The sequence below is a fragment of the Sphingorhabdus sp. genome (genome assembly GCF_029865925.1).
In the GTDB taxonomy this organism is placed as follows: Bacteria; Pseudomonadota; Alphaproteobacteria; order Sphingomonadales; family Sphingomonadaceae; genus Sphingorhabdus_B.
Genome location: NZ_JARXAI010000070.1, coordinates 1 through 13,224, shown reverse-complemented (window position 1 = coordinate 13,224; position 13,224 = coordinate 1). Strand labels below are relative to the sequence as shown.

Sequence of the window (13,224 nt, the reverse complement as noted above, 5' to 3'; positions counted from 1 at the left end):
CGCGCGGCGTAAACGGCAGCAGTATAGCCGGCAGGTCCAGAGCCAATGATGACAACAGGTGCGTGGCGATTTTCGGTCATAGAAGGTCTTTCTGATTCTGTTGTCTCGGGACATAAGCCTTCGTGTCACGCTGGCCAAGTGTGCGGCCTAACTTATCCCCATCAAAGTAGGGCTTCACATGTCTGCAGGTGCAAACTATCAGTCCGCCATTGTTTAGGATTAAGGGATCATCTCATGGCCAGAGTCACGGTAATTTCACGTAACGGCGAAGGCCGCGAAGTCGAAGCTGAAAACGGCCTGTCGCTGATGGAAGTCATCCGCGACAATGGTTTTGATGAACTGCTCGCGCTTTGCGGCGGCTGCTGTTCTTGCGCCACCTGCCATGTGCATATCGATCCTGCCTTTGCCGACCGCCTGCCTAAAATGGGCGAGGACGAAAACGATCTGCTTGACAGCACCGACCACCGCAACGAAACCTCGCGCCTGTCATGCCAAATCCCCGTCAGCGATGCGCTTGATGGATTGATCGTGACCATCGCGCCTGAGGATTGATTTCGGCGGCGTATTAAAGCTGACCTAATGCCCTCCCGCAGGCAGGAGGGCGGGTTAACCCCGCTTGGCGCTACCAAGCGATTCCTCAAGCACGGGGTAGCCATGCCCGTCGGGGATGCACAGCCAACTTCCATCCGCGCGCTGCTCCACAAAAGTCAGTACTGTCGATACCGGATGTTCCGCCGCATGCGCAGCGGCGGCATTAAAGTCACCAAACATAGCCAGCCGTTCCAGATTGCGCCGTGTTGGGAAGATGATCTTCACTTCGCCTTTGTCGGCTTTTTCCAGAACCTCACCAGCGGTCGCCCAAAACAGCATCCGGTTCTCGGTCTGGTCAACGGTCGCCAGCGGCATCGTGTCGCCAGCATCCACCAGATAGAAACGCGTGTCAAAAACGCGGCCAGCATTTTCATGGGCGGGCGGCCGCCAGCGCGACCATGGCACCAGCTGTTCAAAATCGGGTACCCAGCCAAAACGATTGCAGACAGCCTGAAGACTTTCGCCGTCATGCAGCGCAGCACGGGCATCAATGCAGTTGGCTGCATCCGAAACACCCGAAAGCCCAAGCGCTAAGCCCGCTTCCTCAATCGTCTCACGAATTGCGGCAAGCCGGGCGGCCGCCTCATCCAGCGGCAGGGGCCCGCCCAGCATCTGGGCATAATCAAAATCGGCAGGATCAACCTTACCCCCGGGGAACACTGCCGCTCCGCCCGCAAAGGCCATCGCCTTGACCCGCTCGACCATCAACAACAAGGGCGCTCCGCCATCGGGATTGGCTCGAAAAATCACCATAGTGGCGGCAGGCGTTGCAATGGGTAGTGGTTCACCGCTGATCGGGTGATTAGTAAGTTCAGGTTCCATGACATTCACTCAAGCATGCTTTTGAACGCGTTAGAAGCGGCAAATGCGCTTGGATGCAAGATGCAGCAAAAGCCTGCCTTGAAATTCGTTCACTTTTGCCCCATTTCTGGGAAGATGCGCGTACTTGCGCTTTTAGAACAAATCTGGAACAAGCTGAACCATGTCTCTCACCCACATCAAGGTGCGCGGTGCGCGCGAGCATAACCTCAAGGGCGTCGATATCGACCTGCCGCGCGACAAGCTCATCGTCATCACTGGGCTGTCGGGTTCGGGCAAGTCCAGCCTCGCATTCGACACCATTTATGCCGAGGGGCAGCGCCGCTACGTCGAGTCGCTATCAGCCTACGCCCGCCAGTTTCTGGAAATGATGCAGAAGCCCGATGTCGAGCATATTGAGGGGCTGTCCCCCGCGATCTCCATCGAGCAAAAAACCACCAGCCGCAACCCGCGCTCAACGGTGGCGACCGTGACCGAAATTTACGACTATATGCGGCTTTTGTGGGCGCGCGTCGGTGTACCTTATTCGCCCGCGACGGGCCTGCCGATCACTGCCCAGACCGTCAGCCAGATGGTCGACCGCGTCATGGCCTTGCCCGAAGGCACACGCGCCTTCCTGCTCGCACCAGTCGTTCAAGGCCGCAAGGGCGAATATCGCAAGGAACTCGCAGAGTGGCAGCGCTCCGGCTACACCCGCGTCCGCATCGACGGAGAACTCTACGCCATCGAAGAAGCGCCCGCGCTCGACAAGAAATACAAGCATGACATTGAAGTTGTGGTGGACCGCATCGTCGTCAAAGACGGCATTCAGCAACGCCTCGCCGAGAGTTTCGAAGCTGCATTGAAGCTCGCCGATGGGCTGGCCTTTGTCGATCTGGCAGATACGACCGTGGCGGAGTTGCAAACCACCAACGCCGACAGCGTGCCAAGCACATTCGGCGAAGCGCGCGCGACTTTTGCTCCCGTGCCGAACGTCACTGGCGGCGCGATGAAAGGCACTGGCCTGCCCGCCAACCGCATCGTGTTTTCGGAGAAGTTCGCCTGCCCCGTCTCCGGCTTCACCATCGCCGAAATCGCGCCGCGCCTCTTCTCCTTCAACGCCCCGCAAGGCGCCTGCCCGGATTGTGACGGCCTTGGCGAGCGGCAGGAATTTGACCCGCAATTGGTGGTCCCCAACGAACATCTATCGTTAAAAAAGGGCGCGATTGTGCCTTGGGCGAAATCCAACCCGCCAAGCCCTTATTATATGCAAGTGCTGTCCAGCCTAGCGAAAGCTTATGGGTTCAGCCTTGAGTCGACTTGGGAAGATTTGGCTCCCGACCAGAAGCTTATCATCCTGCACGGGACCGGCGGCATGCCCGTTGAGCTGACCTTCAAGGACGGGCGCAAGGAATATACCGTGCGCAAGGCGTTCGAAGGCGTCATTGGCAACCTCAACCGCCGCCTGCTGCAAACTGACAGCGCGTGGATGCGGGAAGAGCTGTCGAAATATCAAACGTCGCAGCCGTGCGAAACGTGCCACGGCGCGCGGTTGAAGCCGGAGGCGCTGTCGGTCAAGATCGCGGGCGTCGACATCGCCACACCCACGAAAATGAGCGTCGGTGACGCGCTCGTCTGGTTCGGCAGCGTTGACCAGACGCTGACCAACCAGCAGCAGCAAATTGCCAAGGCAATCCTCAAGGAAATCAACGAACGCTTGGGCTTCCTCAACAATGTCGGGCTCGATTATCTCAACCTTGACCGGACCAGCGGCACCCTGTCCGGCGGGGAAAGCCAGCGCATCCGCCTCGCGAGCCAAATCGGCTCCGGCCTGTCGGGCGTGCTCTATGTGCTCGACGAACCCAGCATCGGCTTGCACCAGAAGGACAATGACCGCCTACTCGCCACGCTGCGCCGCCTGCGCGATCTGGGCAACACCGTCATCGTGGTGGAACATGACGAAGACGCGATCCGCACTGCCGACTGGGTCGTTGACCTTGGCCCCGGCGCTGGCGTCCATGGCGGTACCGTCATGGCCGAGGGCACGTTGAAGCAAATCCTCAAATCGAAAGACAGCCTGACCGCCGCGTATCTCAACGGCACCCGCGAAATCGCGGTCCCCAAGACGCGGCGCAAGGGCAACAAAAAGAAGCTGACCGTCCACAACGCCCGCGCCAACAATCTGAAGAACGTCACCGCAAGCATTCCGCTGGGGACATTCACCTGCATCACGGGCGTATCGGGCTCGGGCAAGTCGAGCTTCACCATCGACACGCTCTACGCTTCGGCGGCACGCAGCTTAAACGGCGCGCGCGTCATCGCGGGCGCACATGACAAGGTCACTGGCCTCGAACATTGCGACAAGGTCATCGACATCGACCAGTCCCCCATCGGCCGCACCCCGCGTTCAAACCCCGCGACCTACACCGGCGCGTTCACCAACATCCGCGACTGGTTCGCACAGCTGCCCGAAAGCGCGGCGCGTGGGTATAAGCCGGGCCGTTTTTCTTTCAACGTCAAGGGTGGACGCTGCGAAACCTGCAGCGGCGATGGCCTGATAAAGATTGAGATGCACTTCCTGCCCGACGTCTATGTGACGTGTGAGGAATGTAACGGCAAACGTTACAATCGGGAGACACTAGAAGTCAAATGGAAGGGCATGAGCATTGCCGACGTCCTCGACATGACCGTCGAAGACGCGGTGGAGGTGTTCAAGGCCGTCCCCCCGATCCGCGACAAAATGGCGATGCTCGCCGAGGTTGGCTTGGGCTATGTCAAGGTCGGGCAGCAGGCAACAACCCTATCGGGCGGCGAAGCACAACGCGTCAAACTCGCCAAGGAACTCAGCCGCAGGTCCACCGGCCAGACGCTGTACATCCTCGACGAGCCAACCACTGGCCTCCATTTCGAAGACGTCCGCAAGCTGCTTGAAGTGCTCCACCGCCTGGTGGAACAGGGCAACAGCGTCGTGGTGATAGAGCATAATCTCGACGTCATCAAAACCGCAGACTGGGTCATCGACTTGGGGCCCGAAGGCGGCGTCAAAGGCGGCGAAATCGTCGCTGAGGGCACGCCAGAGGACGTGGTCAAGGTCGCGGCGAGTTACACCGGGCATTATTTGAAGCCGATGCTGGAAAAGGCGAGCTGAGCTAAGTCCAGATTGCTGTCACGCCCCGGTCATCTTAATCTGCGAGGGGCGAAAAGTCATTTGAGGAGAGTATCATGCGTAATTTGCCATCTGCCCTATTGGCGTCCTGCCTGATCACCGCGCCGGTTATGGCGCAATATGCGTCTACCCCTGAACCTGCACCCTCGTCGGCTACAACCGTCAAACCCACCGCACGCCCCATTGGCACGCCACCGCTCACCACCAGCGAGGGCTATTTAAAGGCGGGCGCGGCTGAGCTCGCACGGTTGGAGGCGGACAAGCCCAATGACCGCAAGGCGCGCAATGTCATCATCTTCATTGGTGACGGCATGAGCGTCACGACGTTGACCGCTGCGCGTATTTTTGAAGGGCAGCAAAAGGGCGTCGACGGCGAATCCTATATCGCGCAAATGGATCGCTTGCCGAACACCGCCTTGGTCAAAACCTATTCGCATGATGGCCAAGTGCCCGACAGCGCGCCGACAGCAACCGCGATTGTCTCCGGCGTCAAGACGCTGAACGGCGTAATCGGCGTTGGCCCACAAGCCGTTGAGAGTAATTGCAAGGCAACCGAGCCCTATAAGGTCAAATCCTTGTTCGAAATGGCCGAGGACAGGGGATATGCCACCGGCATCGTGTCGACCGCGACCATCACGCACGCCACACCCGCAGCAACCTATGCCCACACCGCGCAACGCGATTGGGAAGTCGACGCCAATATGCCCGCCGCCGCCAAGGCCGAAGGCTGCATCGACATCGCGCGGCAAATGGTCGAATGGCCGCATGGCGACGGATTTGAGGTCATGCTGGGCGGTGGACGCCAGCATTTCATGCCCAACACCGCCGCTGACCCCGAATATGCCGGTAAAATGGGCAAGCGCGCCGATGGCAAGGACCTGACCGCAAGCTGGGTGGCCGCCAACCCCAATAGCGCATATGTGTGGAACAGCGAAGGCTTTGCCGCCGTCGACGAGCAGAAGACCGCAAAGCTGCTTGGCCTGTTCGAACAATCGCACATGCAATTTGATGCCGACCGAACCGCGACGGGATCCAAAGAACCATCGCTCGCCGAAATGACGACGAAGGCGATCGCGATGCTGTCCAAGAACCGCAAGGGCTATGTCCTGATGGTTGAGGCGGGCAAGATCGACCATGGCCACCACGCCGGAAACGCCTATCGCGCGTTGCAGGACACGGTTGCGCTGAACGATGCGTTGAAGGCGGCGATGGACAGTGTCGACCTGCGCGATACTCTAATCGTCGTCACATCGGACCATAGCCACACCTTTACCATGGCGGGCTATCCCGAGCGCAGTAACCCGATCCTCGGCCCTGTGGTGGACCAGAAAGGCAAATCGATGCTGGCCTTTGATGGCAAGGGCTACACCACCTTGGGCTATATCAATGGCCCCGGCGCGGTCACGACATTGCCGCGCGCCGACCCGTTGAAGGAAGATACACAGGCGCTGAATTACCGGCAGCAGGCGTTGATCCCCACCGGCTCTGAAACGCACAGCGGCGAAGATGTGGTCGCCCGCGCCGCTGGCCCAAAGGCGCATTTGTTCAAGGGAACGATTGAGCAGAACACCATATTTCAGATCATGCGTGCTGCGTTGGGTTTCAAGTAAGGAGGGCGCATGATGACTGGCCTTGCCCCTGTCCTGCGCACTGCGACAACTGCCCTTGGCAGCATTAGCCCAACGCCGCGCCTTGATGCGGAGCTTTTGTTGGCGCACGCGCTTGGCATCGACCGGTCAGCAATGCTGTTGCGGCAGCACGATCTTTGTGCACCGGACAGTTTCGGCGCGCTACTCGCCCGGCGGGCTGCCGATGAGCCCATAGCCTATATTACTGGCACGCAAGCGTTCTGGGACCTTGAATTGCACGTCACGCCCGATGTCCTTATTCCCCGGGTGGATAGCGAAACCTTGCTTGAGGCGGCAATAGACTGGTTTGCGTCTAACGAAGCGCCTTCCCGCATCGCAGACCTTGGAACAGGCTCTGGCGCCTTGTTGCTGGCGGCGCTGTCGATATTTCCAAATGCGCGAGGCTATGGCATGGATGCCAGCCAAGCGGCACTTGCCGTGGCGCGCAGCAATGCCGAACGCTTGGGCTTTGCCGACCGGGCGGAGTTTGCGCACCGCGATTGGACAAAGACAGGTTGGCACGTTGAGTTAGGTGTGTTTGACCTCATCCTGTGCAATCCACCGTATATTGAAGACGGCAAACAGCTTGCCCCAATGGTGTCTGCGCACGAACCGCATAATGCCCTGTTTGCGGGCGCAGACGGACTAGATGATTACCGACTTTTGATCCCGCGATTGGGCGCGTTACTTGACCCGCGTGGGGTCGCGTTCTTTGAAATTGGCTATAATCAGGCAGAATCAGTTCAACGACTTGCCTCAGACGCCGGTTTTCTAACAGAACTGCATCATGATCTTGCGGGCAATTCGCGCGTCATTCGCTTTTCGCTTGGAATCAAAGAATAGTACGACTAGGACGAGAAGGCATTGCCGCAAAAACTCCGGCTCAACGGTCTTTTAGCGCGAAGCCGCCCCCCAGCGCAGATGGAAAAATTGACAGGGTCAATGCTGACCCTAGCGCAACCCAAATCGGGTTCAGGGGTTCCATGTAACATTAAGTGCCAAAACAGAGGACGGGTCAGCCCTGATGAATACCAACAACAGGCAGCAGCAGAATAACAACAATCGTCGCCGCGGTCGTAATAACAACAGCAACAACAACCGGCAACAGAACAACAACCGCAGCGGTTTTGACTATCAAAATCTGATTGATAATCGTGCGCGCGGCAACGCAGCGCAGATGCTCGAAAAATACAAGAAACTGGCACAAGATGCGCAGTTTAATGGCGACCGCGTCAATGCCGAATATCACCTGCAATTTGCCGATCACTATTTCCGTGTGCTCGCAGATTTCCGCAGCCGCCAGGAAGCACGTCAGGAACAGCAAGGCGAACGCCGGCCACGTGACGACGCGCGCGATGACAACCGCGACGATTGGCAGAACGACGATCGTTCGCCCAATTATGATCGCTCGCCAAATTATGACGATCATCCATCGTCCGGAAACGCAGAAGCCGCATCCGATGAGGACTCAAGCGACAGCGATCAACGGGACCAACGCGAAACGCGCGCCGGTCGCCCGGAACGCAGCGAACGTCCTGAGCGCAGCGAACGGCCCGCAAATAGCCGGAGCGCAAATCGTGGTCCACGCCGTCATCACAGCGAAGACCATGATGACGCCCCGGCCGGCCTCGACCTTGCCGTCTTGCCGCCTTCGATTGCAATATCGTCAAGCGAGGATGACAGCGCGGGTGAAAAGCCAGCCCGCAAGCCACGTGCGCGCCGGGCAAAAGCAACTGGTGATGAAGAGGTTCCAGCCGCAGCAGAATGATTCCACGGAAGCTCTCGTGAGGACGCTTCAACTATAATCTGTCGGCTAAACGCGAGCAGATGGCTTGAGGAACACCGGTGCGGTCAGCCCTCAGGCAATGGCCGTGGCTTATGCTCATCGTCAAGTGCGACGAAGGTGAACAGACCTTCTGTGACTTTCACCTCTTGCAGGCCACGCGCACGCGTTGCAATCACCTCGACCCGAACCCCCATTGAGGTGCGCCCGCGCCGCTTGGAAGATTTTGAATATTCTCGGTCACCGGTCGACTTCGTCCGCAAATGGGTCGTCAATAGCCTCATCATGCCCTGAGCCGCTCGATAAAAATACGAGCCCCATGAGTGCCGCCGTTAGCATGACAGCGCCAAAAATTGCGCCTGCGGTCGCAATGAAAAAGTGGATGGAAACCATACCGTTTTGCCACCAGAAGGTACCCAACGCCGCGACAGTAACAATCAATGTCACGCCGAACATCCAGCGCATGAGGCGCCAATATCTGTGCCAAGCGAAGCTAGCATATAGGGGATTATCGAGGCGGGAGGGACGAGTCATGTCTTGATAAGGTCGTCTTATGCTATAAGTTCCATCCGAGGCAAGAACATAGGGAGAGAGTCGATGACGATTTCTGCAATACTGGCCAATCACCGTCCGGACGTGCTGACGGCATCACCGGATGAAAGCGTGGGAGATCTCGTGGTTCGTTTGGCGGAGAACCGGATCGGTGCACTTCCTGTGATAGACGGAAAGTCCGTCATCGGCATTTTCTCCGAACGCGACATTGTCTACGGGGTCGCCAAGCACGGCGCATCCTTCCTAACCAAGACGGTTGCGGATACAATGACCGCTCCCGCTATATCTGTCACGCCCGATACGGCAATACTTTACGCGTTATCACTCATGACCAAACGCCGCATCCGCCACTTGCCAGTTATCAAAGACCGTGCCCTTGTTGGCTTTGTATCCATCGGTGACTTAGTAAAGCACCGGATCGAAAAAATTGAAGCCGAAGCAGCGGCTATGCGCGATTATATAAACATGGCATGAACTGGGCGTCACCACCGCCATTGACGACTAACCAGGTTGTAAGGGCGTAGCGACGCCAGCCGGCGGCGCTGTCACCGGCGGGGCCATGATGTTATTGGGCGGCGCATATACCGGCTTGGGCGCATATTTCATGTTCCAGTCCGCCAAGTCGCCTTGGTACTTCACATAGGCATCATAAAAATTCACAAAGAGAGTATCGATATCGATGAGGCCGCCAATGGCATATTCGGCCAAGGCTTCCTTCGGCACCTGATTAGCCTCCGTCAGCTTGCGCAGTGACATGTCGCAATATTGAGCCCGTACTGGCGGCAGAGCGAAGTAATTGTACAAATCGGTCAACTTCGTGTCGCGAATGCGCAAGCCGTTTTGCTTGGGGTAGCGCTTCACATATTCGCGATCGACTGCCTTGCTGGTCTTTGACAACAGCACCTTATGGATAACGATGAACTTGTTATACTCATTCGCAATTTGTCCCCAAACTGGCCCTTGGCAATTAAGCGCTGCAACATTCAGGGCCGACCGGAAATGCCAGATCTGTTCGTCACGACTAAGACCGCGATTGGGCGTAACGCGAACGCCATCCAAACCGATTGGCGGAATAGTCATTGATACAGCAGCGCCACCGGGCGGCAGCGGCATCGCAGGCGTAAGAGCGGGAGCGGCAGACAGTGGCACCACCTTCACTGGCGAAGGCGCGCAAGCAGCAACTGCACCAACGAGGATGATGGCTGCTAGATTCTTAACGCTCCAGCGCATTACTTAGTCTCCGATTTGATGAACCTGATTCCAACAAGATTTTACACGGAAAGAAAAGCCCTGTTCGACAAAATCCCAAAGAAAATGGCCCAGTGGTTTCCCACCGGGCCATCCTTATGCGTTCAAGCGGAACCGCCGATGATTATTCGCGATTACCGAGGAAGCTCAGCAAAAACTGGAACATGTTGATGAAGTCCAGATACAGCGTCAGCGCGGCCATAACCGCTGCTTTACCAATCATTTCTGGACCTTGCAGGTAGAAATACTCGCTCTTGATACGCTGGGTATCATAAGCCGTCAGACCTGCAAAGATGAGCACACCCGCAGCGCTAATCACCCAATGAAGCGTATCCGAACCAAGGAAGATGTTAACGATAGATGCAACGATCAAGCCGACCATACCCATCACGAGGAAGCTTCCCCAACCGCTGATGTCCTTCTTTGTGGTGTAAGCCCACAGGCTAAGCCCAGCAAAAGCTGCAGAGGTGGCAAAGAATGTCTGTGCAATGGATTCGCCTGTGAACATCATGAAGATGCGCGCCATCGAAAGGCCCATCAGGACTGCAAAACCCCAGAACATTGACTGAAGCGTTGACGCCGAGAATTTGCCCTGGCCAAAGCTCATCGCCAGTACAACCACCAATGGTGATAAGATAATGACCCAGCTCATCATGCTTGGGTTGGTCATTAGGTTTTGCGCCAACTCGGTTTGCGCAAACAGCATCGCAACGACGCCAGTCAGCAACACGCCCGACGCCATATAGTTATAAACCTTGAGCATGTGCGAACGCAGACCGGCGTCAAAAGCGACGTCACCGGCGCGTGAGCCGACACCTGCAAGACTTGACTGGGCCCCGGTTACCCGTGGATCGGACCACTGTGCCATGACTTATTTCTCCTCAAAACACGGCACTATAGCCGCATGGACATGTTATTGGAGGAAATCGTCCTAATTTCAAGTAAAACACGACATACAAAAAATGAATTTTTTTAAACCAATCCAGCCACCGCAAGTTGAATTGTAATTCATGTTGCACCCATTGCCCGTTGTGCTAGCCCTGCCCTAATAAGTCGATAACGGCGCATGAGGGAGAGGTCAGTGAGTGGGACGGTCGAAGGCGAACGGAGCAAATCGGCTCCCATAGAGCTCGACGCACCTTCCCCAGAGGCCAGCAGCTATAGCTGGTATGTCCTAATGGTTCTGGTTGTCGTCTACATTCTCAATTTCATCGACCGGCAAATTTTAAGTATTTTGGCTGTTGATATTAAGGCTGACCTTGGCCTGACAGACGCCGACATGGGGTTTTTGGGCGGCGCCGCCTTTGCGGTTTTTTACGCTCTATTCGGCATTCCGCTTGGTCGGCTCGCGGACAATTGGAGCCGCGTGAAGCTGCTGTCGATTGGCCTTGCCTTATGGTCAATTATGACCGCCCTATCTGGCTTTGCGCGCAACCAAGCTGAGTTGACCATGGCGCGCATGGGCGTTGGCGTTGGCGAAGCAACCGCAAGTCCGACGGCCTATTCGCTGATTTCCGATTATTTTCCAAAAAAGCAGCGTGCGACTGCACTCGCGATTTACTCGTCCGGTCTTTACATTGGCGGCGGTGTTTCACTTTTTCTTGGTGCGCTGATTGTCCAGAGTTGGAACGCTGCTTACCCGCAAGGTGGACCACTTGGACTATCTGGTTGGCATGCGGCGTTCGTCGCCGTTGGTATTCCGGGCGTGCTGGTCGGCTTATGGGTCGCTTCATTGCGTGAGCCCTTGCGCGGCGCGATGGATGGCCTTGTTACCCCAGCGCATCCCGCCCCATTCAGAACATTCGCGCAAGACCTTTCGATGATCGTGCCGCCCTTCACCCTTTGGGGTGCCTATAAGCGCGGTCCTGCAGCACTCGTCATCAACCTTGCAACCGGAGGTGCGATTGCTGCTTTTGCTTATATGATGATCCAACTCACAGGCAATTTCCCGCAATGGTCGGCTGTTGGCTTCGGCTTCTACGCTGTGTTCTCATGGGCATCATCGCTGCGCGCAAAAGACCCAGCGACCTTCCGTTTGATTTGGGGCACGCCAGCATTTATCTGCACCACCATTGGTTATGGCCTGGTGGCTTTGGCTGCCTATGCACTTACCTTTTGGTCAGCACCTTATGCCGAAACGGTTTTGGGCCTGCCCAAGCAAGAATTAGCATTCATCCTTGGCGCAAATGGAGCCCTCAGCGGCTTTTTGGGCGTTATCATAGGCGGACGGGTCGCAGATGCGTTGCGTACGAAGAATCCAGCGGGTCGCATCCTCGTCGTCATCATGGGCGTCGTGGGCCCCATCATTCCCATCGGCATTGGGTATACCGCCGATAACGTGATCTTATTTTATGCAATGAACTTCGTCGCCGTCATGCTCGGTGCGACGGCGCTCGGCGCGGCAGCAGCCACAACGCAGGACCTGGTGTTGCCACGGATGCGCGGCACGGCGACCGCTGCGTTCTTCTTGGGCACTACGCTCGTTGGCTTGGCCTTTGGGCCTTATATTGTCGGGCAGGTTTCCGATCTCACTGGAACAATGGTCGATGGCAAGCTGGTGGGTAACTTGCGCGTCGGCATTCTGTCGCTGATCGCGGTCGCGCCTGTCGCCTTGGCTTTGCTAATCGCCGCCTATCGCACAGTGCCCCAGGCGGAACGGACAATAGTTGAGCGTGCCCGTGACGCAGGAGAGCCGGTTTAATCAAACGATTAAATTCGGCTTGACGCCCACGTCAACTTACTGCCATTGAAGTACGCATAACCGCAGGCCCATTTTGCAGGGGATTTTCACATGTCACTCGATACCATTCCACGTACCGCTTATAACGAAGATCATGAGGCGTTTCGCCAGTCAGTGCGCCTGTTCCTGCAAAAGGAAGTCGCCCCCCACGCAAAGCAGTGGCAGGAAGACGGCATCGTCCCAAAATCCATCTGGCCCAAGGCTGGCGAAGTTGGCATGCTGTGCCCCACTGCGCCTGTTGAATATGGCGGCCTTGGCCTCGACTTTGGTTACAACGCCATTGTTGATGAAGAATCGGCTTATTATGGCGGCGTAGCGACTGGATTCTCGCTACAGTCCGATATCGTAGTAAACTACATCACCAGCTATGGCAGCGAAGAGCAGAAGAAGCATTGGCTGCCCAAGATGATCTCAGGCGAGGTCATCACCGCAATCGCGATGACTGAGCCCGGCACTGGTAGCGATCTTCAGGCTATGAAGACCACCGCCAAAAAAGACGGCAATCATTATGTCATCAACGGCAGCAAAACATATATCACCAATGGCCAGAATGCGGACCTGATCCTCGTCTGCGTTATGACCGATACCGAAATTCAACCTGCCTATAAGGGCATGTCGATTGTCTTGGTTGAAGCCGATCGCGAAGGATTTAAGCGCGGCCGCAACCTTGATAAAATCGGTATGGACGAAGCCGATACATCGGAATTGTTCTTCGAAG

At 56.7% G+C, this 13,224-nt stretch carries 13 protein-coding genes; 8 read left to right on the top strand and 5 right to left on the bottom strand.

Annotated features, from left to right (window positions below):
• The first annotated feature begins 234 nt into the window (after positions 1–234).
• Positions 235–552 (top strand): 2Fe-2S iron-sulfur cluster-binding protein, encoded by a 318-nt coding sequence (locus QE270_RS07250; protein ID WP_300037344.1) that lies wholly within the window; start codon positions 235–237, stop codon positions 550–552.
• A gap of 54 nt (positions 553–606) precedes the next feature.
• Here the strand turns inward: QE270_RS07250 and QE270_RS07245 are convergent, their stop codons facing one another.
• Complete coding sequence (locus QE270_RS07245; RefSeq protein WP_300037342.1) at positions 607–1,413, bottom strand: NUDIX domain-containing protein; 807 nt, start codon at positions 1,411–1,413, stop codon at positions 607–609.
• A gap of 160 nt (positions 1,414–1,573) precedes the next feature.
• On the opposite strand from QE270_RS07245, the gene uvrA reads away from it, so the two are divergent.
• The 4 genes from uvrA (at position 1,574) to QE270_RS07225 (ending at position 7,951) form a co-directional block, all read left to right on the top strand.
• Complete coding sequence (gene uvrA / locus QE270_RS07240; protein WP_300037339.1) at positions 1,574–4,537, top strand: excinuclease ABC subunit UvrA; 2,964 nt, start codon at positions 1,574–1,576, stop codon at positions 4,535–4,537.
• Between the two features lie 74 nt (positions 4,538–4,611).
• Positions 4,612–6,165, top strand: coding sequence for an alkaline phosphatase (locus QE270_RS07235; protein WP_300037336.1), 1,554 nt, complete (start codon positions 4,612–4,614; stop codon positions 6,163–6,165).
• Between the two features lie 9 nt (positions 6,166–6,174).
• A complete protein-coding gene (prmC, locus tag QE270_RS07230; protein ID WP_300037333.1) occupies positions 6,175–7,026 on the top strand; it encodes a peptide chain release factor N(5)-glutamine methyltransferase in 852 nt (283 codons plus the stop codon).
• A 181-nt stretch (positions 7,027–7,207) separates the two neighbouring features.
• A complete protein-coding gene (locus QE270_RS07225; protein ID WP_300037330.1) occupies positions 7,208–7,951 on the top strand; it encodes a DUF4167 domain-containing protein in 744 nt (247 codons plus the stop codon).
• Positions 7,952–8,034: 83 nt separating this feature from the next.
• On the opposite strand, the gene QE270_RS07220 is transcribed toward QE270_RS07225, so the two are convergent.
• Positions 8,035–8,163, bottom strand: coding sequence for a hypothetical protein (locus QE270_RS07220; protein ID WP_366142255.1), 129 nt, complete (start codon positions 8,161–8,163; stop codon positions 8,035–8,037).
• 43 nt (positions 8,164–8,206) lie between these two features.
• A complete protein-coding gene (locus QE270_RS07215) occupies positions 8,207–8,500 on the bottom strand; it encodes a hypothetical protein (protein WP_300037327.1) in 294 nt (97 codons plus the stop codon).
• A gap of 63 nt (positions 8,501–8,563) precedes the next feature.
• On the opposite strand from QE270_RS07215, the gene QE270_RS07210 reads away from it, so the two are divergent.
• Positions 8,564–8,992, top strand: a complete 429-nt coding sequence (locus QE270_RS07210) for a CBS domain-containing protein (RefSeq protein WP_300037324.1) — start codon at positions 8,564–8,566, stop codon at positions 8,990–8,992.
• Between the two features lie 27 nt (positions 8,993–9,019).
• On the opposite strand, the gene QE270_RS07205 is transcribed toward QE270_RS07210, so the two are convergent.
• Together QE270_RS07205 and QE270_RS07200 are read right to left on the bottom strand one after the other, a co-directional pair.
• On the bottom strand, positions 9,020–9,748 hold the full coding sequence (locus QE270_RS07205; RefSeq protein ID WP_300037321.1) for a hypothetical protein: 729 nt from the start codon (positions 9,746–9,748) through the stop codon (positions 9,020–9,022).
• A 142-nt stretch (positions 9,749–9,890) separates the two neighbouring features.
• The gene (locus QE270_RS07200) at positions 9,891–10,634 is read right to left on the bottom strand and encodes a Bax inhibitor-1/YccA family protein (RefSeq protein WP_300037318.1); all 744 of its coding nucleotides are present in this window, start codon (positions 10,632–10,634) and stop codon (positions 9,891–9,893) included.
• Between the two features lie 255 nt (positions 10,635–10,889).
• Between QE270_RS07200 and QE270_RS07195 the strand changes: the two genes are divergently transcribed.
• Both QE270_RS07195 and QE270_RS07190 read left to right on the top strand, forming a co-directional pair.
• Entirely contained in the window at positions 10,890–12,467 is a 1,578-nt protein-coding gene (locus tag QE270_RS07195) for an MFS transporter (RefSeq protein ID WP_300037347.1), read from the top strand.
• A 90-nt stretch (positions 12,468–12,557) separates the two neighbouring features.
• Positions 12,558–13,224: acyl-CoA dehydrogenase family protein (locus QE270_RS07190; RefSeq protein ID WP_300037315.1), on the top strand; the 667-nt coding region annotated here is incomplete at its 3' end.